The sequence below is a fragment of the Streptomyces sp. NPDC050388 genome (assembly GCF_040655635.1).
In the GTDB taxonomy this organism is placed as follows: Bacteria; Actinomycetota; Actinomycetes; order Streptomycetales; family Streptomycetaceae; genus Streptomyces.
This window is the reverse complement of sequence record NZ_JBFAKH010000015.1, coordinates 70,404-94,331: the sequence shown is the minus strand read 5'-3', so window position 1 is coordinate 94,331 and position 23,928 is coordinate 70,404. Positions and strand designations below refer to the sequence as shown.

At 71.6% G+C, this 23,928-nt stretch carries 17 protein-coding genes, 3 pseudogenes and 1 riboswitch; of the genes and pseudogenes, 3 read left to right on the top strand and 17 right to left on the bottom strand.

What is annotated here, in order from left to right; all coding sequences use genetic code 11:
• Nucleotides 1-12 precede the first annotated feature (12 nt).
• Nucleotides 13-929, bottom strand: a pseudogene (locus AB0I73_RS11495) (hypothetical protein).
• 442 nt (nt 930-1,371) lie between these two features.
• Between AB0I73_RS11495 and AB0I73_RS11490 the strand changes: the two are divergent.
• On the top strand, nt 1,372-2,184 hold the full coding sequence (locus AB0I73_RS11490) for a M23 family metallopeptidase (protein ID WP_109379648.1): 813 nt from the start codon (nt 1,372-1,374) through the stop codon (nt 2,182-2,184).
• A gap of 554 nt (nt 2,185-2,738) precedes the next feature.
• Here AB0I73_RS11490 and AB0I73_RS11485 read toward each other — a convergent pair.
• Both AB0I73_RS11485 and AB0I73_RS11480 read right to left on the bottom strand, forming a co-directional pair.
• Nucleotides 2,739-3,287: a hypothetical protein gene (locus tag AB0I73_RS11485; protein ID WP_363036135.1), complete on the bottom strand. Its 549-nt coding sequence runs from the start codon at nt 3,285-3,287 to the stop codon at nt 2,739-2,741.
• A 206-nt stretch (nt 3,288-3,493) separates the two neighbouring features.
• Nucleotides 3,494-3,853 (bottom strand): protein kinase, encoded by a 360-nt coding sequence (locus tag AB0I73_RS11480; protein ID WP_363036206.1) that lies wholly within the window; start codon nt 3,851-3,853, stop codon nt 3,494-3,496.
• Between the two features lie 160 nt (nt 3,854-4,013).
• Here AB0I73_RS11480 and AB0I73_RS11475 point away from each other — a divergent pair, with 160 nt between their 5' ends.
• Both AB0I73_RS11475 and AB0I73_RS11470 read left to right on the top strand, forming a co-directional pair.
• Nucleotides 4,014-6,803 carry a glycosyl hydrolase gene (locus AB0I73_RS11475; protein ID WP_363036133.1) on the top strand — a complete coding sequence of 930 codons (2,790 nt, stop codon included), beginning with the start codon at nt 4,014-4,016 and terminating at the stop codon, nt 6,801-6,803.
• Nucleotides 6,725-7,459: an N-formylglutamate amidohydrolase gene (locus AB0I73_RS11470; RefSeq protein ID WP_363036131.1), complete on the top strand. Its 735-nt coding sequence runs from the start codon at nt 6,725-6,727 to the stop codon at nt 7,457-7,459. Before AB0I73_RS11475 ends, AB0I73_RS11470 begins: the two co-directional genes overlap by 79 nt.
• A 72-nt stretch (nt 7,460-7,531) precedes the next feature.
• On the opposite strand, the gene betT is transcribed toward AB0I73_RS11470, so the two are convergent.
• The 14 genes and pseudogenes from betT to AB0I73_RS11400 form a co-directional block, all read right to left on the bottom strand.
• On the bottom strand, nt 7,532-9,613 hold the full coding sequence (gene betT / locus AB0I73_RS11465) for a choline BCCT transporter BetT (protein ID WP_363036204.1): 2,082 nt from the start codon (nt 9,611-9,613) through the stop codon (nt 7,532-7,534).
• Between the two features lie 159 nt (nt 9,614-9,772).
• Entirely contained in the window at nt 9,773-11,344 is a 1,572-nt protein-coding gene (locus AB0I73_RS11460) for a GMC oxidoreductase (protein ID WP_363036129.1), read from the bottom strand.
• A gap of 68 nt (nt 11,345-11,412) precedes the next feature.
• Nucleotides 11,413-12,879: an aldehyde dehydrogenase family protein gene (locus AB0I73_RS11455; RefSeq protein WP_363036127.1), complete on the bottom strand. Its 1,467-nt coding sequence runs from the start codon at nt 12,877-12,879 to the stop codon at nt 11,413-11,415.
• Nucleotides 12,880-13,934: 1,055 nt separating this feature from the next.
• Entirely contained in the window at nt 13,935-15,074 is a 1,140-nt protein-coding gene (locus AB0I73_RS11450; protein ID WP_363036125.1) for a zinc-binding dehydrogenase, read from the bottom strand.
• Nucleotides 15,071-15,223, bottom strand: a complete 153-nt coding sequence (locus tag AB0I73_RS11445; RefSeq protein WP_363036123.1) for a hypothetical protein — start codon at nt 15,221-15,223, stop codon at nt 15,071-15,073. Before AB0I73_RS11445 ends, AB0I73_RS11450 begins: the two co-directional genes overlap by 4 nt.
• Nucleotides 15,224-15,788: 565 nt before the next feature.
• A pseudogene (locus tag AB0I73_RS11440) lies at nt 15,789-17,012 on the bottom strand (family 10 glycosylhydrolase); the annotation flags it as partial.
• A 259-nt stretch (nt 17,013-17,271) separates the two neighbouring features.
• A complete protein-coding gene (locus AB0I73_RS11435) occupies nt 17,272-17,982 on the bottom strand; it encodes a (2Fe-2S)-binding protein (RefSeq protein WP_363036121.1) in 711 nt (236 codons plus the stop codon).
• 121 nt (nt 17,983-18,103) lie between these two features.
• Nucleotides 18,104-18,523 (bottom strand): (2Fe-2S) ferredoxin domain-containing protein, encoded by a 420-nt coding sequence (locus AB0I73_RS11430; RefSeq protein WP_363036119.1) that lies wholly within the window; start codon nt 18,521-18,523, stop codon nt 18,104-18,106.
• A gap of 6 nt (nt 18,524-18,529) precedes the next feature.
• Nucleotides 18,530-19,576, bottom strand: a complete 1,047-nt coding sequence (locus AB0I73_RS11425; protein WP_363036117.1) for an ABC transporter substrate-binding protein — start codon at nt 19,574-19,576, stop codon at nt 18,530-18,532.
• Between the two features lie 15 nt (nt 19,577-19,591).
• The gene (locus tag AB0I73_RS11420) at nt 19,592-20,377 is read right to left on the bottom strand and encodes an ABC transporter ATP-binding protein (RefSeq protein ID WP_363036115.1); all 786 of its coding nucleotides are present in this window, start codon (nt 20,375-20,377) and stop codon (nt 19,592-19,594) included.
• Nucleotides 20,377-21,486 (bottom strand): iron ABC transporter permease, encoded by a 1,110-nt coding sequence (locus tag AB0I73_RS11415; protein ID WP_363036113.1) that lies wholly within the window; start codon nt 21,484-21,486, stop codon nt 20,377-20,379. The genes AB0I73_RS11420 and AB0I73_RS11415 overlap by 1 nt, the downstream gene beginning before the upstream one ends.
• A gap of 100 nt (nt 21,487-21,586) precedes the next feature.
• A riboswitch (cobalamin riboswitch) is annotated at nt 21,587-21,708 on the bottom strand.
• 66 nt (nt 21,709-21,774) lie between these two features.
• Nucleotides 21,775-21,993: pseudogene (locus tag AB0I73_RS11410) on the bottom strand (VOC family protein); the annotation flags it as partial.
• Nucleotides 21,994-22,147: 154 nt separating this feature from the next.
• Nucleotides 22,148-22,945, bottom strand: coding sequence for an IclR family transcriptional regulator (locus tag AB0I73_RS11405; protein WP_363036111.1), 798 nt, complete (start codon nt 22,943-22,945; stop codon nt 22,148-22,150).
• Entirely contained in the window at nt 22,942-23,928 is a 987-nt protein-coding gene (locus AB0I73_RS11400) for a PDR/VanB family oxidoreductase (RefSeq protein WP_363036109.1), read from the bottom strand. The genes AB0I73_RS11405 and AB0I73_RS11400 overlap by 4 nt, the downstream gene beginning before the upstream one ends.

Sequence of the window (23,928 nt, the reverse complement as noted above, 5' to 3'; positions counted from 1 at the left end):
GCCGGACAGGTCCTAGCCGATCAGGCGGCGGCGCCACTCCAGGGGGGTGACGGTGATGGCCCTGCCGGGGTCGTGGTCCCACTCGGCGTGGAGGCCGACTGCTTCTAGGGCAGCCACGACCTCGTGGCCGATGACCGCAGTGGTCTCGGACAAGCCGTCGAAGCCGCCGTACAGGAGCATCAGTCCGCGGCCGTCCGCGGCAGACTCTGTGCACTGGGTGTGGAAGTAGACGAAACCGCGGGCGTCGGGCCCGCCTTCGCCGCCGATCTCGGACCGGCCGCAGCTACGGCAACAGGTGAAGTTCTCGCGGGCGGTGATACCGGCCTCCCGCAGGGTGGTGAATGCGCGGGTGAGCCGCTCAGGGTCGGTCTCGCCCTGCCATGTGGCCTGCTCCGCGATCCGTTCCAGCCACATCCGGTCGGCCAGCGCCTGTGCCTGCTCGCGCGAGACGGGCCGACGGTCTTCGGTGACCAGGTACTCCTCGGCAAGCTGGGCCAGTTCGGCGCGGGAGGCGTAGCCGCCGACCAGCCCTCGCGGACGCGCTTCTCCAACTCCGCGCGCTCGTCTTCGTCGAGGTCGAGCGGCGGCCCCTCGGGGACGGGGCCCATGTCCAGCAGCGACCAGGCCGGACCACCCTCCCATCCGGTCTCCTGGCGGGCCCAGCCGGTGAGCGCCGCGATCACGACCTCGGGCCCGTCGGCCATCGCCTGGAAGTGCCGGTCGGCGGCACCGTCGCGGTGCTCCAGCGTGTAGTCACCACCGGCCTCGTGCCAGACCTGGGCGAAGACGTCCGGCAGGTCGGGTATGCGCTGGATCACCAGGAAGCGGTCACCGTCATCACCGATTCGCCGGACCAGCCCCTCCAGCTCCTCGGCGGACACGCGGACGTGCCGCTCCCGGTTCTCCGTCTTCACCACGATCTCGAGCATGCGCAGACTCTGGCACACCCCTCTGACCGCAGACCTCCCGAGACCCGCGACGCAACTGCTGCTGCGACAGCCCGGCCAGCCCTGATCCTGGGCGGTCATCGGCCGAGGTTTGACGACAGCCGGGGACTCACGTGCATCCGGTAGGCCCCCGGGCTCGGGGTCTGCGGATACGTGTCGCGCAGGGTGTGTACGGCCCGGTGCAGGGTCTCGGCCGTGCGGACGACGTCAGCCCCGATCACGTCGTCGATGTGCCACAGCGAACCGACCGCATGGGGGGGGAAGCCCGCCGTCTGGAAAGCGCTGACGATGCGGACGGCCTCGCCGGCGTGCTCTAGGGACTTCCCTAGGGGGACTGTTGCGCACACGTCAAGCTTCGGCATTCTGGGCCCGTCCGCGCATGAGGAGACCAATCCTCCACGCACTTCGTAGTTCGGAGACAGCATTGCGATCGATACGCATTGCCCTGCTGGGCCTCGTGGCCCTCGTGGGCGGCCTGCTCGCGGCGACGCCCGCGCAGGCGGCGCCCCTCTTCAAAGCCCCCTTCGCCTGTGGCCAGAAATGGACGTACAGCCACCACTCGGCCGAGGTCCGGGAGGCGCTGGACTTCGTCCGCAGCGACGGCGGCACCACCAACGGCTCGCCCGTGCTCGCCTCGGCCTCCGGAACCGCCACCCGGCACTACCAGGCGAACGGCGCCGGCAACTACATCAAGATCGACCACGGCGGCGGCTGGCAGACCTACTACTTCCACCTGAGCGCCTTCTCCGTCGCCAGCGGCGCGTATGTCGGCCAGGGACAGCAGATCGGCACCACCGGCAACACCGGCAACAGCTTCGGCGCGCACATCCACTACGAGCAGCTCTACAACGGCGTCGGCCAGAAGATCAAGATCAACGGAACCTCGCTCGCCTACCCCGGCTCGTACGGCAGCCACCACCTGACCAGCGACAACGGCTGCGGCACCGGCAAGTACTGGGTCGACACCTTCACCAACGCCACGGGCTACGCGCAGCCGAACACCAACGACGCGCAGGGTGTGCTGAACGCGGGCACCAACTACGTGTACTGCAAGGTGTGGGGCCAGGAGATCCGCGGCGCGAACGGCACCTACAACCACTGGTGGCTGAAGACGGACCTCGACACCACCTACGCCGGCAAGAACGGGCGCGGGGCGTATGTCTCCGCGTACTACCTGTCGCGCTGGGGCAACGACGAAGCACGTGACAACAACGGCACCGTGATCCCGAACTGCTGACGCCCCATCACCGAATGCGCCGGGCCCGGCCGCTCCCCTCGCGAGCGCCCGGGCCCGGTGCGCCGAGGGGCAGCCCTCGTCACCGTCCCCCTCATCGTCTTCACTCAACTGGGGCCACTGTGACCCCTGGCCTGAGCCCTCAACATGGGAAGCCGTGTGCATCCGGGGCCTTCCGGCGCGCTGAGCTGCACTTGTGGGGATGGTCCCTGCGGGCGTTGTAAGGGATCTGAAGGCGGCGTCGCAGGTCGGGGCCGATGGTGCCGCTCAGCAGCCTCGACGTGGGCGGTGCCGGGACACGCGTCCACGCCCCGGGGAGAACACCCCATCCCGAAACCGTGAGCACTTCGGCCACCGCTGTCCTGATTCCGCTCGTTTGAGCGCTTACGTGACACATGCCCGCCGACTGCTCACGGTTTTCGACACGGCACCCGCCTCCGGCCCCGCAGCGCAGGGACCGCAAAGATCCCCCACACCACCCGGCGGGACACCATCCGACACCGCGACCGGAACCGTACACATCGAGGTGAGCGGCACCCTGGGTGATCCTCGGCCCGTCACTGCCGTACGACGGAGAAGGTGGAACAGCCGAAGGAGCCGACGACTTCTCCTTCGAGGGCGGTGGGGTTCTCCTGCGGCACGTCCGCCTCGAGGTCGACCATGAGGTAGTTGTCGGGCTGATCGATCCAGCGGTCCCCGCGCAGGGCCATTCGGCCTTCTCCGTACGTCCCGATCATGGCGAAGGAGCCGGTGGGGACATCGAGGTTGTCCGGATGCGCGGAGAACCCGAACACCGCCTCCGGTGCACCGCCGCCGGAGGAGCTGATGTCCAGCCCGAGCCGGGACTTGCCCTGGTTGCGGAGGTGGCTGCCCCGCCAGGTGCCCACCACCGGCGGCTCCTTGGGGGCGGGCGCCTCGGCGGACCGGGTCGGCCCGGCCTGGGACGGCGTCGGTTCGGTCGGTGGCTGAGCCGCCCCGGCCGCGGCCGACGGTTCACTCGCGGAAAACGGCGTGTCCCGGTCGCGGTTGCCGCCGAGGACGTTCGGCAGGAACCATGCCAGTCCCCCTATGACGACCGCGGTTGCCGCGACCCCCGCAATGATCACGGCCCTCCTCGGTCCCCGCGTGCCTCCGCTGCGGGGTTCGGCGTAGCCGTACAGGTGCGGCACCGTGTGCGGCGTCGGCGGGCCCCCGAATGCGGGTCCTGGAGGCATGACCACGGGGCCGGCCAGTTGCGTGGGCGCCTGCGCGTCGACAACGGTGGACTGCTTGGCGGGAGGCAGCGGTGAGGGCGACGGAGGCGCGCTGTCGGTCACGACCTCGCCAGGGAATCCGGCAGCCACTGGACACCAGCGGCAACCTGCGCATCGCCGTCGATGTGCGAAAGCTGTTCCAGCAGTTGCTGCACGGTCGGGCGCCGGGCCGGATCCTTGGCCAGGCACCGGCCCACAACCGTGCGCAGCCGGGACGGCAGAGCACCGAGGTCGGACTCCTCGTAGACGATCCGATACATCAACTGGGCGGCGCTGCTGCCTTCGGTGGTTCCGAAGGGCCCGGTGCCGGTGGCGGTGAACGTCAGCGCCGTGCCGAGCGCGAAGACGTCGACGGCCGGAGTGATCGCGGCTCCCTTGAGCTGCTCGGGATACTCGGTGTCGCGGTTGTGGCGCCGGATGGGCGCTCACACCGTCAAGACGCGAAGGCAGAACGGGGTTTAAGTCCGGCGCCACCCACCCATTGTGTTCAACGTATTGACACGTGCATTACAGGGGCTTTACGTTCCGGCCACCTGAGAGCGCTCTCAGACTCCCTCCTGTCACAACTCGAGGTGCCCCATGCCATCCCCCCGCGCCCGCACCAGACCGGCAGTAGTACTGCTCCTGGCCTCAGCCCTCGCCGTCGTCGGCCTGGGCCCGGCCGCCGCACCGGCGGCCGCCGCCACCGTCCCCGTGGGCTCCGGCAGCTACTCCGACACCCGGCCCCCCGGTACGTCGGGCCCCACCACCAACACGGGAACGCCGGTCACGCCCAAGCTGACCGCCGCCGCCCGGAACCGGCCCGTGCCCACCAACGACTGGTGGTCCTCCCTCGCCTTCCAGCGCTACGGCGACAACCCGTACTCGACCCCCATGTACGGACACCCCCTCACCTACCAGGCCACGGCCGGCGGGCTCGACGTCGGCTACCCGACGACCCCCGCGATCGTCGGTGACGGCCGCCAGTACGAGTACGCCCACAAGCGCGACCTCACCATCGGCCTGACCGGCCTCAACTCACCCGACACCAAGGCCGACGACTGGTCCGACTGGACGGTCACCCCCCAGTGGTCCGACGGCGCCCGCACCCTGCGCACCACCATCGGCCACGGCTCCCCGTTCGTGTACGCCAAGGGCTCCGGCGGCAACGCCCAGATCACCACCGCCGGCGCGCCCACCGTCTTCGCCGACCAGGGCAACGTCCTCGGCATCACCGTCGCCGGGCACCACTACGCCCTCTTCGCGCCGACCGGCAGCGACTGGAACGTCGCCGGCTCCACCGTCACCGCGGGTCTCGGTTCCAAGGACTACTTCTCCGTCGCCGTGCTGCCGTCCACCGGCGCGCTGGCGACCTTCAAGAAGTACGCCTACAGCTTCGTCACCGACTCCAAGGTCACCTGGAGCTACACCGGGGGCACCGTCAGGGCCACCTACACGCTCACCACCGAGGCGAAGGAAGGCACCGAGCGCGGCACGCTCCAGGCCCTCTACCGCCACCAGTGGCTGAACACCACGGACCCCCTCACCTCCTACACCTACGTCTCGCCGCGCGGCACCATGAAGGTCCGCGAGTCGGCCTCCTTCACCACGAGCCAGAAGGCCGCGGCGGTGCTGCCCGCGCTGCCCAAGTCGAACGGCGTGGACGCCGCCAGACTGCGCGGGTACCTGAACGAGGTCGCGAACGCCGCCGACCCCTTCTCCGGCGCCACCGACACCTACTGGACCGGCAAGGCCCTCGGCCGCCTCGCCCAGCTCGTCCCGGTGGCCGACCAGATCGGTGAGACCGGCATCCGCGACAGGCTGCTGGGCCTGATGAAGGGCAGGCTCCAGGACTGGTTCACGGCGGGAGGCGCGAACGAGTTCAGCTACGACAAGGACTGGAAGACGCTCACCGGATACCCCGCCTCCTACGGCAGCGACACCGAGCTGAACGACCACCACTTCCACTACGGCTACTACGTCTACGCGGCGGCGATCGTCGCCCAGTACGACCAGGGCTGGGCCGCCGACTCCGCCTGGGGCGGCATGGTCAAGACCCTCGTACGGGACACCGCCAACCCCAGCCGCACCGACACCGCCTTCCCCTTCCTGCGCGGCTTCGACGTCTACGCGGGCCACAGCTGGGCCTCCGGGCACCAGGGTTTCGCCGCCGGCAACAACCAGGAGTCCTCCTCCGAGTCCACCAACCTCAGCGCCGCCCTCGTCCTGTGGGGCTCCGCGACCGGTGACACCTCGCTGCGTGACCTCGGCACCTTCCTGCTGACCACCGAGTCGGAGTCGATCGCCCAGTACTGGTTCGACGCCGACGAGCAGGTCTTCCCGTCCTCGTTCGGCCACGACACGGTCGGCATGGTGTGGGGCAGTGGCGCCGCCTACGCCACCTGGTGGACCGCCAACCCCGAGGAGATCCACGGCATCAACGTCCTGCCCGTGACCGGCGGATCGCTCCACCTCGGCGGCGAGAAGGCCGCGATCCGGCGCAACATCGCCGAGATGGAGCGGGAGAACGGCGGCCCGGCCGTCGAATGGCGCGACATCCTCTGGGAGTTCCAGTCCTTCGCCGACCCGGGTGCGGCCAAGGCGAAATGGGACGCGGGCCACGCCGGCTACACCCCGGAGGCGGGGGAGTCGAAGGCGCACACCTACCACTGGATCAACACCCTCGACGCCCTCGGCGCCCCGGACGCCACCGTGACCGGTGACATCCCCACCTCCGCCGTCTTCACCAAGGGTTCCGCCCGCACCTACGCGGCCCACAACCACGGAGCCACGGCGCGCACCGTGACCTTCTCCGACGGCAAGACCCTCTCCGTACCGGCCCGTTCCACCGCGACCGGCACCGGAACCGGTTCAGGAGACCCCGACCCCGACCCGGAGCCGGAACCGCCGACCGGTAACACCTTCCGGCTGCGCAGCGGTGGCGCCCTGACCACGGCGACGGACGGCACGGCGGGCAGCGACACCATCGCCTCCGCCGGCGGCGCCAACCGCGACGGCACCCCGTACCAGCCCCTCGTCTACGAGGTCCGCGGCGTCAACGGCAAGCTCACCCCGGGCGCGCAGACCGCCTTCCGGCTCCAGGTGGACGCGGGCAGCACGGTCGGGCTGGGCCAACAGGCCCGGGTCAGCTACGACTTCACCGGCGACGGCGCCTTCGACCGGATCGAGACGTACCACTACTTCGCGACCGACCCGGTCACCGGATGGGAGGAATACACGCAGGCACGCGGTCTCAAGGCGTCCACGGGCACACCGGGCGATCTGAACGGCGGCACCGTACGCCTCGAGGTGTGGAGCGCCATCGGCAACGGCACCTCGAAGCTCCAGACGGGCACGGACAAGTCCGTGCTGGTGATCCCGTACAACTGAACCGGCGAGAACCGGCGGCGGGCATCGGCATCCGGCCGATGCCCGCCGCCCGGGTGTCCTCCGGTACGCCCTGGCGGTTCGTGGACCGGCTCTCCCGTCCGGTCGTCGACCCCGGGCGGTTCCCGGGCGAGCGGGAGGAGATGCCGGCCGTCGGCGTGGGAGCGGTGTACACGGGGACGTCGCACCGGGGTGAGCTGCGGCCGGATGGCCACGACGGACGTCCACTCGTCGAGCGGTACTTCCACCCGTACGCCGAGGCCATGACCGACGCGGTCGCCGAACGGCCGGACGCGGTGGGGCGGGCGGTCGTCATCGACGCGCGCTCGTACCCGACCGAGCCCCTGCCGTACGAACTCCACGGCACCGGCCCCGCCCGTCCGTCTGCCTCTGGGCACGAACCCCTTCCGCACCCCGGCCGGGCTGCTCGCCCGCGCGGAGAAGGCGTTCGCGGGTTTCGACGGCACGGGGATCGACAGCCCCTTCGCGGGACGTACGCACCGCTCGAGTACTCCGGGAAGGACCCGCGGGTGAGCGCGCTGGTGATCGAGGTCCGCAGGGACCTGTACACGGACGAGCCGGGCGGTCCGGCGGGGCCGGGGCCCGGCGCGCCGGCGGAGGCACCGGCGGAACCGGTCCGGTCGGCCCACGCGGAGTAAGTGCTCCGGGCCGCCGCTCGTTCGCACCTCGAGGCACCGGCTCGCCGCCCTGCCGCCGCCCCTGCGTGGGGCCTACTCCTCCGGCAGGTGTGCGTCCGGTGCGTCCAGGCGGTGGCCGGGGAAGCTCGAGCGGGTGGCCGCCTCGTGGCGCATCCGCAGGAACTCCAGGTGCCGCTCGTACTGGTCGAGGCCGTCGGCGATGAGCTGTTCCTTGGTGTACCCCATCACGTCGTAGTCCTGGTTGCCCTCGGCGAGCCGGACCTCGAAACGTACGTAGGTGTCGTGCGTGCTGACCGACCGGGTGGCGAACGCGGGGGTCGGCAGCTCGACGGGCCGGACCTCGTAGAGGAATTCGTCGCCGGGGCCGATCGGCACCCGCAGGCCGACGTGGGCGAGGCCGGTCTCCTCGTCGGTGCCTTCCAGGACCTCCGCCTCCGCTCCCTGCTCCCGCAGCTCCTGGACGACCTCCTGGAAGGCGGGGCGGCACACGTGGTCGACGAATCTCGCGGCCGCCCGCCTGCCGGGGAACGCCATCGTGCGCGCCAGCCGGTGCCGCCAGGTCGGCGCCCCCGACAGACCGTGCTGCACCGTACGGCCGGAGAGCCTCCCGGGCAGCGTGGTGATCCTCGCCTCCGCCCGCATCCGCTCGGTGCGCAACGCCAGATAGAGCCCGGCCATGATCAGGAACATGACGAAGGAGAAGGGGAGACCCATGATGATGGTGGCGTTGGTGAGCGCGTGCACACCGCCCACGATGAGCATGGCGAGGGTGAGCAGCCCTGTCGCCACCGCCCAGAAGATGCGCAGCCACGAGGGCGCGTCGGTCACCGGGGTGGGCAGTTCGGCGCTGAGGTTGCCCATGACCAGGGCCCCGGAGTCCGCGGAGGTGACGTACAGCAGCAGCCCGACGAACGTCGCGAGTCCGGCGCTGAACAGGAACCCCGGATACTCCGTCAACAGGTTGTAGAAGCCATGCTCGGGGACGTTCATGGCCGTTTCACCGAACTCGATGTTCCCGTCGCGCACCAGGAACAGGGCGCTGTTGCCGAAGATCGACAGGAAGAGACCGGTGAAGATGAACGGGATGACCAGCGTCGCCGCGACGAACTCGCGCAGGGTGCGGCCGCGGGAGATGCGGGCCAGGAAGAGCCCGACGAACGGCGCCCAGGCGATCCACCAGGCCCAGAAGAAGAGCGTCCACGCGTCCAGCCACTCGATGGGCTGGTCGTAGGCGAAGGTGTTCAGGGTCATCGACGGGAAACGGCTGATGTAGTCCCCGACGTTCTGGACCAGGGCGTTGAGCAAACGGAACGGTTCACCCACGACCAGGATGTAGAGCACCAGCAGGGCGGCCAGGAGGACGTTGAGCTGCGACAGCCGTCGGATGCCCTTGTCCACGCCGGCCACCGCGGACGCGGTGGCCATCGCCACCGCGACGACGATCAGGGCGATCTGTGCGGAAAGCCCCTCCGGCACGCCGAAGAGGACTTTCAGCCCGTAGTTCAGCTGCACCACGCCGATGCCGAGCGTCACGCCGATGCCGAACACGGTGCCGATGATGGCCGCCAGGTCGACGGTGTCGCCGATCCGCCCGTGGATCCGGCGGCCGATGATCGGGTAGAGCGCGGAGCGGATCGCGAGCGGCAGCTGGTACCGGAAGGAGAAGTAGGCGAGCGCCATGCCCATCAGCGCGTACATGCCCCAGCCGGTGATGCCGTAGTGGAACAGGGTCCACACCACGGCCTGCCGGGCGGCCTCGAGCGTCTGCGGGTCGCCCTGTGGCGGCGCGAGGTAGTGGCTGACGGGTCCGGAGACCGAGAAGAACATCAGGTCGATGCCGATGCCCGCCGCGAACAGCATCGACCCCCAGGTGAAGATGCCGTAGTCGGGCTTGGAGTGCTTGGGGCCCAGCTTGACCGTGCCGTACTTGGAGAATGCGATGAAGACGACGAACAGCAGGTACAGGCTCGCGGCGAGGAAGTAGTACCAGCCGAACCAACGGGAGATCTTGCCGACCACCACTCCGATGACCGTTTCCGCACCGGAGGGGGTGATGATCGCCCAGATCGAGATCGCGAGGATGAGGACGGCCGACCCGAAGAAGACCGCGGGTTTGAGCCGGACCGTGCCCATCGGCACCTCCTCCGCCGACATCTCCTCCGGCACGGCTCCGGTGCCCTTGTCTCCATTGGCCGACACAGTCGGGTTCCTCCTTCGCTCAGGACGAGGACAGGGACGAGAACGCCGACTCTCGGCGGCCGGCCGTGTCGACCTGCGGGCATCTGTGCGCGAGAGCGGGACGGCGCGGTCCGGTCACCGTGCCGTCGCCTTGCCGGTGGGCCCGGGGCCGCCGGTGAGCAGGTCGGCGGCGCGTTCGGCGGCGAGCATGACGGTCACCATGGGGTTGATGGTGGGCATCGTCGGAAACACCGACGCGTCGACGACGCGCACGCCCTCGACGCCGCGCAGTCTCAACTCCGGGTCACAGACGGCCATCGGGGCGTCCGCCGCGCCCATGCGGCAGGTGCCCGCCGGGTGGTAGACGGTGTGGGCCGCACGGCGCCCGTACTCCGACAGGTCGGCGTCGGAGGTGACGCTCGGGCCGGGCGCGACCTCGCGGAGCAGCCAGCCGCTCAGGGGATCGGTCGCGGCGACCTCCCGGGCCACCTTGAGCCCCTCGACGATGGTGCGCTCGTCGTGGCCGTCGGGGTCGGTGAAGTACCGGAAGTCCAGGGCGGGGTGCTCGGCCGGGTCGGAACTGCGCAGCCACATGCGGCCGACGGAGCGGGCCCGGGGCACGTTCGGCGTCATGCACACCCCGTGCTCCGGGACGGGGTAGCCCAAACGTTCGGTGTTGACGGTGAAGGGCACCTGGTAGAAGTGGAACATCAGGTCCGGGCGCGGCTGCCCCTTCTCGAGGCGCAGGAACAGGCCGGCGTCGGAGTCCATCGCGGAGTTGGGCGGCAGCGGGCCCTCGGTCTCCCAGACCATCACGGACTCGGGGTGGTCCAGCAGGTTCTCCCCCACGCCGGGCAGGTCGACCTGTACGTCGATGCCCAGGCGGCGCAGGTCGTCGGCCGGGCCGATGCCGGACAGCATCAGCAGGCGCGGGGTGTCGATGGCGCCGGCGCACAGCAGGAGTTCGCGTTCGGCGCGCACGGTGGCGGGCTCGCCGTCGGCGCCGCGGACGGCGACGCGGGTCAGCCTCCCCGACTCGTCGGTGAGCAGCCGGTGGGCCCAGGTCTCCAGGAGGAGGGTGAGGTTGGGGCGGTCCATGACGGGGTGGAGGTAGGCGACGGACGTGGAGGAACGCAGGTTGCCCTCCGGCTCGTAGGCCAGGGAGAAGAAGCCGGTGCCGTCGGCGAAGGGCTCGGCGTTGAAGTCGTCGATGACGGGGACGCCGGTGGCGCGGGAGGCGGCGGTGACGAAGTCCTTGGCGATGGGATTGCGGTCGGCCTCGGCCACCGGGACGATCTTGGTGAGCAGCCGGTCGCGGTAGGGGAGGATCGTCGCCGGGTCCCAGCCGGTGCAGCCCTGGCCCACCCAGTCGTCGAGGTCCTGCGGCAGCGGCAGGAAGCTGATCAGCGTGTTGTGGGAGGAGCAACCGCCGAGTACGCGGGCCCGTGAGTGCAGGATGTGGGAGTTGCCGCGCGGCTGTTCGACGGTGGTGTAGCCGTAGTCGAACTCCGTGCCGAGCAGGTTGATCCAGTTGCGCAGACGCAGGATGCGCTCGTCGCCGACGTCGCTGGGGCCGCCCTCGATGACGCAGACACGGCAGTCGGGGTCCTCGCTCAGGCGGGCGGCGAGCACACAGCCGGCAGTGCCGCCGCCGACGATGACGTAGTCGTAGGAGGACTCGGCGCCGTGCGGGGTGGTGGAGGCCATGGGGTGCCTTTCTTCGGTGGCCGTCGGGAGGGGGCGGGTGGTGTGCCGCGTCGTGCTGCTGCGCCTGGTCAGCCCTTGAACCAGCCGGAGGGTGCCGGGGCGAGGTTCTGGTAGATGTGCTTGGCCTCCTGGTATTCGCGCAGGCCCGTGGGGCCCAGCTCGCGCCCGACGCCGGAGCGGCCGAAGCCACCCCACTCGGCCTGCGGTACGTAGGGGTGGAAGTCGTTGATCCACACGGTGCCGTGCCGCAGCCGCTGGGCGACGCGCTGGGCACGGCTCGCGTCGGAGGTCCACACCCCGCCGGCCAGGCCGTAGCGGGTGTCGTTGGCCAGCTCCACCGCCTCGTCCTCGGTGTGGAAACGCTCGACGGTGACGACCGGCCCGAAGACCTCTTCCTGCACGATGCGCATGGACTTGTCGCAGTCGGCGAAGACCGTCGGCAGCAGGAAGAAGCCGCGGCTCAGCGCCGGGTCGTCGGGGCGGGTGCCGCCGGTGACGAGCCGGGCGCCCTCCTCCCGGGCGACGGCGATGTGGCGTTCGACCTTGTCACGGTGCTCGGCAGAGCTGAGCGGGCCGCTCTCCGTGCCCTCCTCCATGCCGTTGCCCAGGCGGATCGACCGGGCGCGCCGGGCGAGGGATTCGACGAACCGGTCGTACAGGGAGTCCTGGACCAGCAGGCGTGAACCGGCGGAGCAGACCTGCCCGGCGTGCAGGAAGGCGGCGTCCAACGCGTAGTCCACGGCGGCGGCGAAGTCGGCGTCCTCGAAGACGATGTTGGGGTTCTTGCCGCCCAGTTCCAGGGCGACGGTCTTCGGCCCCTCGGCGGCGGCGGCCATGATGGTGCGGCCGGTGCTCAGACCTCCGGTGAAGGAGACCAGGTCGACCTCGGGGTGGCCGGTCAGGGCCGCGCCGACGGTCGCTCCGGAGCCGAGCACCAGGTTGGCGACGCCGGGCGGGGCGCCGGCCTCCTCGATCAGCCGGATCATGGCGATCGTGGTGAGCGGTGTGGTCTCGCTGGGTTTGAGGACGAAGGTGTTGCCGGCGGCCAGCGCCGGCGCCACCTTCCACGAGGCCTGCAGCAGCGGGTAGTTCCAGGGGGCGATGAGCGCGCACACCCCGACCGGCTGGTAGACGACGCGACTGAGGACGTCCGGGCCGACGTCCACGACACGGCCACCGTCCTTGCCCGCGAGTTCCGCGAAGTAACGGAAGGCGTTCGCCACGTCCTCCACGTCGAAGCGGGCCTCGGTCAGTGTCTTGCCGGTGTCGGCGGTCTCGGTGCGGGCGATCTCCTCCTTGTCGCGCAGCAGCAGGTCGTGGACGCGCAGCAGGAGGTCGGCGCGCCGACGGGTGGGGGCGTTCGCCCAGTCCTCCTCGTCGAAGGCACGCCGGGCGGCGCGCACCGCGCGGTCCACATCGGTGGCGTCCGCCTCGTCGACGGTGGTCACGACGGAGGCGTCGTACGGGTTGACCACCTCCCGCCGCCCGCCGGCCGCCGCCTTCGTCCACTCGCCGTCGATGTACAGCTCGCCCACCGCGGGGCCTCCTTCGCATCCGGCCGGTACCGATCGGTTGCCGGTCGGCAACACCGCCATCGTGCGGTCGGCGGCCACGGGGCGCACGGCCACCATCGCGACCGGGTGGTCCGGGCACCCCGGGTGGGCTAACGACCGGCCGGGACGAGCCGACCGGGAGGTGTACGCGGAGGCGACGCGCGAGGCGTCGTTCCGGCAGTGGGCGCCCCTGCGTCAGGAGGTGGAGGCCCGGACGGAGCGGTTGTGGCAGCGGGCCGGCTCGGAGCGGTGGGCGGGGCCGGGAGCGGTCCGGTCGCAGCGTGGACCACCTCCTCACCGGTGGACGGCTCGCCGTCGCCCAGCGGTGGCCGCCGGCGCCGGAGGAGCCCGGGCAGGCGTCCGCTCCCGCACGTGCGTCGGTCAACGCGTCGCAGCGTTCGCATCACGCGGCTCAGGACGGCGACCGCAGGATCCCCCTGCTCGGACCTCCCGTCACGCCACAGGCGAGCGGGCCGACACCTCGGGCGTCGGCGCACGCACCGACCGCACGAGGCTGCCGTGCCGTGCCGCAGTCGGCGTGCCGGTCGGCGGGCGTCCGCGTTTCGACGTCGCGTCGTCTTCCTCACCGGCCGCGGATGATGTCGTCGTCGGGCCCCTCGCGCAGGACGTGGCAAAGGCCGCCTTCCGTCTCGGGGCCGTGGCCGTGGTGCACGACGACGTTGTCCCTGGTGAACAGGGGGACCTGGCTTCCCCTCGGAGCATCGCCGGCGGATACGGCTGTCAGTGCCGCGGGACACGGCGGCCTCGTCCGCACCCCCCTCTTCGGGCGCTTGGCCTTCTTCGACTTGCGTGGACGTGATACCGGTGACACGCACCGCACTCCAGGGAGCCGTCCCCAGGTCGCCCGCCTCGGGCCAGAACCTCACACGGACCATGCCTCGTCCGATGGAACACCGGTGGCCGCGAGCGCCGGTGCTGGAGGAGGACGCTCCCCGCTGCCGCAGAAGCGGGGAGACACCGATGGCGCCCCTCCCGGTCACGGGAGGGGCGCCATCGGCCGGGCCCGGCAGGCCGCGTCAGGTGTCCAGCATGCCCGAGGTGTCGACGACCTGGCGGATCGCCCGGCCCGAAGCCAGCTCCTCCATCGCCGCGTTGATGTCGGACAGCGGCAGTGTGCCCGTGTGCATCCGCTCCACCGGCATCAGACCGGCCCGCCACAGGTCCAGGAACCTGGGGATGTCGCGGCGCGGGACCGCGTCGCCCATGTACGAGCCCAGCAGGGACTTGCCCTCGCCCGCGAACGCCAGGGCCGGGACCTCCAGTACCCGGTCGGGGGCGGGCAGGCCCACCGAGACGACCTTGCCGCCCCGGGCCACGGCGGTCAGGCACTGAGCCATCACCTCGGGGCTGCCCACCGCCTCAACGGCCACCTCGGCCCCGCCGCCGGTGAGTTCGCGGATCTCCTCGATCGCCTCGCCGGGGGCGCAGGCATGAGTCGCGCCCAGCTGGAGAGCCAGCTCGCGCTTCTTTCGGACCGGGTCGACCGCGATGATCGGGTACGCGCCCGCCGCACGGGCACCCAGCACCGCGGACAGGCCCACGCCGCCCAGGCCGTAGACCACCGTCGACTGGCCGGGGCGCAGGGCCGTCGTGTTGATGACGGCTCCGGCGCCGGTCAGGACGGCGCAGCCGAACATCGACGCCACCGTGAACGGGATGTCCTTCGGGATCGGCACCACCGATTCCTGGGCCAGCACCGCGTGTTCGGAGAACGCGGAGACGCCCAGCTGGTGGTGGACCGGGGCGCCGGAGGCATCGGTCAGCAGCGACGAGCCGTGCAGCAGCGCACCTGATCCGTTCGCCGCGGCCGCCTGTGCGCACAGGGCGGGCCGGCCCGCCGCGCAGTCGGCGCAGAAGCCGCAGCTCGGCACGAAGACCAGAGCCACATGGTCACCGGGACGGACCCGGCTGACGCCCGGTCCGGTGTCCTGGACGACGCCCACCGCCTCATGACCCAGCGCCATGGGCAGCGGGCGGACCCGGTCGCCGTTGACAACCGAAAGGTCCGAATGACAGAGCGAGGCAGCGGCGATCCGCACCAGCACCTCGCCCTCGCGCGGGGCGCCCAGCTCCAGCTCCTCCACCTCCGCCGGACGGGTGTCGGAGTAGGGGCGGGCCGTCGACACGCCGCGCAGGACCACCGCACGGGTCTTCATGCCCTCACCTCCGGGCGCGGGGCGCGGCGCAGCACATCGAGGTCGCCCGGCTCTTGGCGGGAGGCGGCGGCCATGGTGTCGACCAGGGGGAGGGCGGTGTTCTCCTCACCCTCCTCGGTGCGGTGGCGGGCGACGACGACGTATGACATGGGGTACTCACTCCTGGGGTGGGGCGGCGGGTCTCTTCAGAGCGGCGGGCGGGACGGGCGGCAGCCGGCCCCGGCGCAGATGCCAGATCCGTGGGTCGAGTGCGGCACCGGACCGGGACGGGAAAGAGGTCATGGCAGAGGTCTGCCTGGGGGCCAAGGGCCCGTCGGCACGTCCGGTACGGCGTGGCTGCCGCGGGTTCCGCGCCTCCTGGCTCCGTCGGCCGGGTGGAGCCAGGAGGTCGGACCGGACACGACGTCAGCGTTTGCGCAACCGGGCGGTGACGGGGGCGCTCTCGCGGTTGGCACGGTCCACCGAGGTGACCGCGTACGCCGAGCCCTCCGGTGCCGCCGGCCCCGCCCACTCGGCGCTGCGTGCGCCCGGGAGCACCGCCACGAGCTCGTCGCCGCCGGCGGCGCCGCGCAGCCGGACCGCGTACAGCGCGGGGACGTGGTTGCCGCGGGAGCGCACCTCGATCCGGATCCCGCCGCCGGCCGTCCGGGTCGCCGACGCGAGCGGGGGCAGCGGCGCGGGACCGCCGGCGAGCCTCGGCAGGACGGGAGGCAGTGCGGGCCGCTGCCAGTGGTCGCCGGCCATCCTGCTGATCGCGCCGATCGGATCGGCGGTCACGTCCGTGGCGCTGAACAGGATCTCGCCGTTGATCCCCGGCAGCCCCTTGTCCGTCGTCAGGTGCCGGGAGAGCTCGGCCGGGTCCTGCCAGGCGGCCGGTTGGGCGGGGTCGCCCACCTTGTACACGGCCTGGCCGATCCACAGCTGCACGTCGGTGCCGCGCACCGCGTCCGCCCACCACGGAGCGAGGACGCCGTAGTCGGCCACGGGGAGACCGATGTTCCAGTACAGCTGCGGGGCGATGTAGTCCAGCCAGCCGTTGCGTACCCAGCCCAGGGTGTCGGCGTTCAGCGCGTCGTAGGACTGGGTGCCGCCGGTGGCCGAGCCCCGCGGGTCGCTGGAGGCGTTGCGCCAGATGCCGAAGGGGCTGACGCCGAACGCCGCCTCGGGCCGCACCTCGCGCACCCGGTCGTGCACCTCCCGCACCAGCAGGTCCACGTTGTGCCGGCGCCAGGCGGCCCGGTCGGTGAAGCCCGCGCCGTACGCGGCGAAGGCGTCGTCGTCGGGGAAGTCCTGGCCGCCCACCGGGTAGGGGTAGAAGTAGTCGTCGAAGTGGACGCCGTCGATCTCGTAGCGCTCCACCGCGTCCATGACGGCGTCCTCGACGAAGGCGCGGGCGGCCGGGATTCCGGGGTTGTAGTACAGCCGGCCGCCGTAGGAGACGGTCCATTCCGGGTGCAGCCGCGCCGGGTGGCCGGGCACGAGCTTGGTGACGTCGGACTGCTGCGAGACGCGGTACGGATTGAACCACGCGTGCAGGGCCAGCCCGCGGGCGTGCGCGGCGTCGACCATGAAGCCCAGCGGGTCGTAACCGGGATCCTGTCCCTGAGTTCCGGTCAGGTACTGTGACCACGGCTCGAACCGTGAGGGCCAGAACGCGTCGGCCGTCGGGCGGACCTGGGCGAACACCGCGTTGAGCCCGATCGATCTGGCGTGGTCGAGCAGCGCGACGAACTCCGTCTGCTGCGCGGCGGGGCTCAGGCCGGGCCGCGAGGGCCAGTCGATGTTGGCGACGGTGGCGATCCACTCACCGCGCAGTTCACGGTCTCCGGCCCCGGTCACCGTGCCGTTCTTGACGGCCGGCAGCAGGGCCGGTTCTGTCTCGGAGGGGACAGCCGCACCAGCGGAGGTGGGGAGACCGGCCACGGTGAGACCGGCCATCAGTCCGGCGGTGCGCAGCAGTCCACGGCGGGTGGGGCGGCGTGCGGCAGAGCCGGGGTCGGGGCTGTCGGTCACGACGACTCCTGAGGAGAGACGGAAGGCAGACCGGCTCACCCTGCCCAGCCCGTCATGCCCAGGTCAACCACCGGGTCAAATGGTCACCAAACGGTTGGAGTTCGAGTAACGAGTAACTGACATGAGGCGCTCGATGTGCACGGCGACGGCCGTGAACACGTGCTGCGGACCGAGTCGAACAGGGTCAGGCTGACGGTCCGTCTCGGCCGGCCAGGCAGCAGTCGCCGCACTTCGAGCTGTTCGGCGCACGGTAGTAGAGGCAGCAACTGCGGCGGCGGAACGTGAGGTCCGGGCCGGTGATCACTCCGGTGCCCGCGAGTCGTCCGGTGCTCAGCAGCCGGGTGGTGAGGTCCGTGAGCGGCTCCCGCAGCTCGGGGCGGGCCGACAGCAGGACATGGGCCGACCCGACGAGTGCGGAGGCGGCGTTCCCGTCCAGCAGGCGCGGAGCGATCTTGATGCGCAGTCCGGCCTCGAGCGCGCGCAGATGCCGCATCACCTGCTCGTTCAGGGCGAGAGCGGGGTCGGGGAGCCGCTCGGCGCACCAGCCGGCGGGGCGGGACAGACGCAGGGCCGGTCCGTCGTCGGCACGCTGCAGCTCCGTCAGGTCCGGGACGATCCCGTGCAGCAGCACGCACGCCAGGGCGGGGGACCAGAGGCGGGCCGCGTGTCCGAGGTGGGCGATGGACACGCCGATCCGCGGTTCGCCGGTGCGGTACCGCCGCGCGACGGCTGCGGACAGGTCGGTGAAGCCGCTCGCGGAGGACCGGTCGAGCGGGTGCCAGCCCTCGTCCGGGCCGCCGACGGGCAGGACGAAGAAGCCGCCGAGGGCCGCCACGTCGTGCAGGGCCGCGGTGACGGCCTCGGCGGATGCCTGAGCCTGAGCGTGTTCGGTCATGCTGTGGCGTTTCCTTTCCGACGGGCGCCGCGACGTGGGTTCGAGGGGGGCCGTGGTGCCCCACTCGTGCGGCAGCGGCCCCGGCCGCTGCCGCACGGAGGGCGGTCCGGTGAGCGCGGTCTCAAAGGGCCGTGCCCCGCCGCGGCGGCCTGATGGTGTAGAGGTCGAGGATGTCCGGGAGGGGTGCGACGCCGGGGCCGCCGGCGTGCGCCCAGGCGACGATGTCCTCGATGGCGTCGGGGTCGTTGACCAGCCCCAGCCAGACGGGCCGGCCGCCGGCCGACCGGCCCGCCGCGGAAGGCTGGACGACGATGACGTTGGCCTGTTCACACAGGTCCAGACAGGCGGACACCCGTGTCGGAACCGCCGCGCGCAGGCGCGCCGTCTGCGCCGCGTGGTCGACGCCGGGCACCTTGGAGCTGCCGCAGCAGCAGTCCCGGCACACGACGACCCGGCAGGGCGCGGGGGTGTTCGCCGGGGCGGGCGACGGGGCCGTGGCCTGACCGGACGTCGCTTCGACCGGGTTCGCGTCGACGGACATGCGGCCTCACTCCTCTCCCCGGGGGGATCCGCCCCGGTCGAAGTTCCTCAGCTCTGCGGCGAGCGAGCTGACGGCCGCGGGATTGCGCGGGCTCTCCACCAGGTCCACGTAGTCGAGGACGACGATCCGGTCGTTCTTGACGGCCGAGACGTGTGCGAGCGGTGGGTAGGACTTCAGGAACTTCCGCTTCTGGTCGGCGCTGGTGTCTCCGTAGTCGTTGATCACGATCACCTCCGGGTCGCGTTCGACGACGGTCTCCCAGCCGACCGTCGTCCAGCTGTCCTTGAGGTCCTTCATGACGTGATCACCGCCCGCCTTGGTGATGATGTCGTGCGGACCTGCGTACGCACCCGAGGTCAGCGGCTTGTCCCGCCCGTCGTCGTAGAGGAAGACCCTCGGACGGTCCGCCCCCTTCGGCGCCTTCGCCTGCGCTTCGGCCACCTGCTCCCGGAACGTCGCGATGAGGGTTTCGGCACGGTCCTCGACGTCGAAGATCCTTCCCAGGTTCCGCAGATCGGTGTAGAGGGCGTCGAGCGGCGACATCACGCCCCGTGCCTTCCCTCTCCCGTTACGGCACGACTCACTCAGCAGATACGAGTCGACGCCCACCTCGTCCAGTTCGGCGGGGGTGAAGCCGGTTCCCTCGCTGAAGCCGTAGTTCCAGCCCGCGAAGACCAGATCGGCACGGGCGTCGAGGACCAGCTCCTTGTTGATCCTCTCCTTCGAGAGCCACGTGGTCTTCTGGTAGGCGTCCTTCCAGGGAACGGACGTGAGGTCGCCCTTGTCGTCGGGCATCACATAGCCCGCCATATGGCCCTCGAGTCCGAGCGCGAACATGATCTCGGTGATGCCGACGTCGTTGGTGACCACGCGCTGGGGGGCTGTGTCGTAGGTCTTCTTCTGGCCGCAGTTCTCCACGGTCACCGGATAGTGGCCGTCACGTGCGGCGGAACCGTCCTTCTCTCCTTCCCGAGAGGTGACCTGCGCACCGCAGCCGGTGAGGAGCAGGGCCGTGGCGAGCGCGAGTGCGGCGGGGCGTGCCAGGTGCGGCATGGTGGAGGTGGCTCCTCAGGTAGTGGGCTGAGCGGGCAGGAGACGGTCGAAGAGCAGCTGTACGGCGCCGGTCTCCGGGTGCGGGACGCGATGCGCCCGCACGCCGAAGACCTCGGCCAGCAGCTCGGGTGTGAGCACGTCGTGCGGAGCACCGGAGGCGACGATCCGGCCGCCGTCGATGACGTGGAGCAAGTCGCAGTGGAGTGCGGCGAGGTTGAGGTCGTGCAGTGCGGTGAGCACCGTCAGTCCGCTGCCACGCACCAGGGCGAGCACTTCCAACTGCTGGGCGATGTCCAGGTGGTTGGTGGGCTCGTCGAGCACCAGCACCCGGGGTCGTTGGGCGAGCGCCCGGGCGATCAGGACCCGCTGCCTCTCGCCGCCGGAGAGGGTGAGGAAGCCACGGTCGGCGAGGTGACCGGCGCCGACCCCCACCAGCGCGGCCGCGCACGCCTCGCGGTCCTCATCGGTGGTCCGGGCCGCCGACCGTTGGTGCGGCAACCGCCCCATCGCCACGACCTCGGCGACCGTGAAATCGAATTCGGTGACTGACTCCTGGGGCAGTGCGGCCACCCGACGGGCACTTTCACGCGCGCTCATGGCGTACAGGTCCTCACCGCCGAGCCGGACCGTACCGGCCGAGGGACGCAGCGCCCGGTAGACGCAGCGCAACAGGGTCGATTTCCCACTGCCGTTGGGCCCGACCAGGCCGACGAGCTGCCCCTCGGCCGCCCCCAGCGTGACCTCTTCCACCAGCCGGGCCCCCTCGGCCTCGACGGTCAGTGCGTCGACGTCGACCCGCATCACACGCCTCCGAAGGCGTAGGAACGGCGGCGCATCAGCAGGAGGAAACACGGCACGCCGATGGCCGCGGTCAGGACGCCCACCGGCAGTTCGACCGGTGCGAGCACCGCGCGGGACAGGATGTCCACCCAGACCAGCAGGACGGCTCCGGCGAGCGGTGCGACGGCCAGCAGCCGCCGGTGGTCGGCGCCGACGAGCATCCGTACGGCGTGCGGAACCATCAGCCCGACGAAACCGATCGCCCCGCTCACCGCCACCACCGCCCCCGTGACGGCCGCGGAGACCAGGAACAGCTCCTTGCGCAGCCTCCCCGGGTCCACTCCCAGCGCGGCGGCCGTCTCGTCGCCCATGGCCAGGGCGTTCAGACGGCGCGCCGACCACGCGAGGTGGACGAGGCCGCCGAGCACCGCCCCCGCGGCGATCGGAACGGAGGCCCAGTTGGCGCCGCCGAGGCTGCCGAGCAGCCACATCATCGCGGAACGAGCCGCCTCACCGCGCTCGGCCGCGAACACCATGAACGTGGTGACGGCCGAGAAGCCGTAGAACATCGCGGTGCCCGTCAGGACGAGCCGCAGCGGGCTCAGTCCGCGAGGGGTACGGGCGATCGCGTACACCAGCACCATGGCCAGGAGCGCGGAGAGGAACGCCGCCGTGGACAGGGCCCAGACGCCGAGCGCGCCGAAGGCTCCGAAGATGAGCACGGCGTTGGCGCCCACGGCCGCGCCCGAGGAGATGCCCAGCACGTACGGGTCGGCGAGAGCGTTGCGGACCATGGCCTGCACCGCGACGCCGATGGCCGACAGCCCGGCCCCGACGATCGCGGCCAGCACGGCCCGGGGAAGGCGCAGTTCCCAGACGATGGTGTACGCCGGCACCTGGCCGGGGGTCATGGACCCGCCCGTCAACCCGGCCCACAGGTGGTGTAGCACCTCGCCCCAGGAGATCCCCGACGCCCCGATCCCCACCCCGCAGACGAGGGACACGGGCAGAGCGGCGCCCAGGCCGATCAGGAGAAGGGGCAGTGGAACGCGCCGGGGGGACGCGGCCCCGGCTCCGGTACGGGGCGTGTGCGCGGGCGTGGCAGGTTCGGTTTCGAGGGTGGTGGCCACGGACGGGTCGCTTTCGCCTCAGGCCGTGCCCCTGCGCAACAGAAGGAGCGGCCCCGGGCGCGGGGCGCCCTGCGCAGCACCTCTCGCAGTCCACGGCGATTGACAGGAGCCTTCACACCGCGGGTAATCGGGCTTGCGGGGCCTCGGACGGGCTCCGCCTACCGTTGCGGGTCAGCGCCGGAATTCGACCGGACTTCCCCCGCGGGGCATGTGCAGCTTAGCCTGCCCACCAGGACACCCCCGCCGGTGGTGGCGGAAATCACCTTCCGCCGGGGTGGCCTGGCACTCTCACCGGACTTCTGCATCTGTCCTGGTCAACGGTCTGGCAGTGGGGAGTGCGGCTACAGGACCCCTGGCAGGGGCGAGCTGGTTCCGCGGTGCCGGGGTGCGCAGGGCGTCGAACTCGTTGCCCTCGGGGTCGGCCATGACCACCCGACTCCGGTCCGAGCCCCGGCCCACGTCCACCTTGACGGCGCCGAGGCCGAGCAGCCTGGTCACCTCGTCCTCGGCGAGCGGCTCCTCCAGGACCCAGCGGTGCCCGGGCGACCCGAGCACCTCGCTGCTCGCCGGCAGCGCGCCCAGCGCCGCGATGCGCTCCCGCACCCCGGCTCACAGAGCCGGTACCGGATCCGGCGAAACGGCGTCTCGTTCCGGGACCGGCTCATCCTCCGCTCCCCTGCGCGTCCGCCGGTCGGGTGCCGAGGGCGCGGGAGATGCCGCGTGCGGCCGTGCGGACCACGGGGAGGTGGGACCGGGCGGCGGCGTCGTTGGGCACGACCACGCCGACGGCCGCGACGACGTCGCCCGAGCCGTCGCGCACGGGGGCCGCGATGCCGAGGGCGTCCTCGTGCACGAAGCCGGGGCAGTACGCGTAGCCGTCGCGGCGTACGGCGGCGAGCTGGGCCCGCAGCCTGCCCGGGGCGACGGGGGTGGCGGCTGTGTAGGCGTTCAACCGCCCTGCCTCGACGACCTGTTCGCGCAGCCCGGCGGGGGCGTGCGCGAGCAGGACGAGGCCGCTGGAGGAGGCGTGCAGCGGCAGGCGGCCCGCGATCCGCGTGTAGTTGACGACGGAGCCGGGCGTGGACAGCCGTTCCACGAACAGCACCTCCTCCCCGTCGCGCACGGCGAGCTGCACGTGGTGGCCGACGACGTCGTGGACGCCCTCCAGGAACGGCATGGCGCGCTCGCGCAGTGTGAGGGCGGGCGAGGCGCGCGAGGCCAGCTCCCACAGGCGCACCCCGACCCGTACCAGACGCCGTTCGTCGCGCACCAGCAGCCCGTGCGCGACGAGTTCGGCGATCAGGCGGGAGGCGGTGGCCACGTGCAGTCCCGACCGGCGCGCGATCTCGGAGACGGACAGGGCGGGCTCGTCCTGGGTGAACGCCTCCAGGATGCGCACCGCCCGCGTCAGGACCGACTCGCCGGGTCCCCCCGCGCTCGCAGGTCGAGGACCGCTCACAGGTCGAGGACGAGGCGGGGGCAGGCGGCCCGGGAGACGCAGATCATCATGGTGTCGTTCGCGGCCTGCTCGTCGGGGGTGAGGAGGGAGTCGCGGTGGTCCACGGTGCCGTCGAGCACCGGTGTCTCGCAGGTGCCGCAGGTGCCCTCGCGGCATGAGGACAGCACCTGCACACCCGCCTGCTCGACGGCCTCCAGCACCGAGACGCCGGGCGGCACCGTCACGGTGCGGCCGCTGCCGGCCAGTTCGACCTCGAACTCCTCCTCCGCGGCGGCGGGCCGCAGGTCCTTGGGTGCGAACCGCTCGGTGTGCAGGGCGGCGTGCGGCCGGACGGCGCAGCGTTCCTCCACCGCCCGCAGCAGGCCTTCCGGGCCGCAGCAGTAGACCGACGTGTCCGGGAGCGGGCTGCCGAGCAGGGCGTCCAGGTCCGGCAGGCCGTGTGTGTCCTGCGGTACCAGGCGGACGCGCTCGCCGTAGGCGGAGCGCAGCTCGGCGTGGAAGGCCATGGAGGCAAGGGTGCGTCCGCCGTACACCAACTCCCAGTGGGCACCCTGACGTTCGGCTTCGGCGAGCATCGGCAGGAGCGGGGTGATGCCGATGCCGCCGGCCAGGAACAGGTAGCGGGGCGAGGGCTGGAGTGCGAAGTGGTTGCGCGGGCCGCGCACCCGTACCGGGTCGCCGGGGGCCAGGTGGTCGTGGACGTGGGCGGAGCCTCCCCGGCCGTCCGGCTCGCGCAGCACGGCGACCTGCCAGCGGGTTCGGTCGGCGGGGTCGGAGCACAGCGAGTACTGGCGGGTGAGTTCCGGGGTGAGCCGGAGGTCGATGTGGGCTCCGGGGCGCCAGGGCGGCAGGTCGCCGCCGTCGGGACGGGCGAGGGTCAGTCGCACGACGCCCCGGGCGACGGTGTCCCTGCCCTCGACGACCAGGTCGAGGTCGGTCTCGGTGCCGCTCTCCTGGGCGCGCGTGGGGATCACGGTGGTCAC

Excerpts from the sequence above, each read along its gene's own strand:
- AB0I73_RS11475 (WP_363036133.1), top strand. The coding sequence starts at position 4,014 with ATGCCATCCCCCCGCGCCCGCACCAGACCGGCAGTAGTACTGCTCCTG.
- betT (WP_363036204.1), bottom strand. The coding sequence starts at position 9,613 with ATGTCGGCGGAGGAGGTGCCGATGGGCACGGTCCGGCTCAAACCCGCG.
- AB0I73_RS11460 (WP_363036129.1), bottom strand. The coding sequence starts at position 11,344 with ATGGCCTCCACCACCCCGCACGGCGCCGAGTCCTCCTACGACTACGTC.
- AB0I73_RS11450 (WP_363036125.1), bottom strand. The coding sequence starts at position 15,074 with ATGAAGACCCGTGCGGTGGTCCTGCGCGGCGTGTCGACGGCCCGCCCC.
- AB0I73_RS11445 (WP_363036123.1), bottom strand. The coding sequence starts at position 15,223 with ATGTCATACGTCGTCGTCGCCCGCCACCGCACCGAGGAGGGTGAGGAG.
- AB0I73_RS11435 (WP_363036121.1), bottom strand. The coding sequence starts at position 17,982 with ATGACCGAACACGCTCAGGCTCAGGCATCCGCCGAGGCCGTCACCGCG.
- AB0I73_RS11430 (WP_363036119.1), bottom strand. The coding sequence starts at position 18,523 with ATGTCCGTCGACGCGAACCCGGTCGAAGCGACGTCCGGTCAGGCCACG.
- AB0I73_RS11425 (WP_363036117.1), bottom strand. The coding sequence starts at position 19,576 with ATGCCGCACCTGGCACGCCCCGCCGCACTCGCGCTCGCCACGGCCCTG.
- AB0I73_RS11420 (WP_363036115.1), bottom strand. The coding sequence starts at position 20,377 with ATGCGGGTCGACGTCGACGCACTGACCGTCGAGGCCGAGGGGGCCCGG.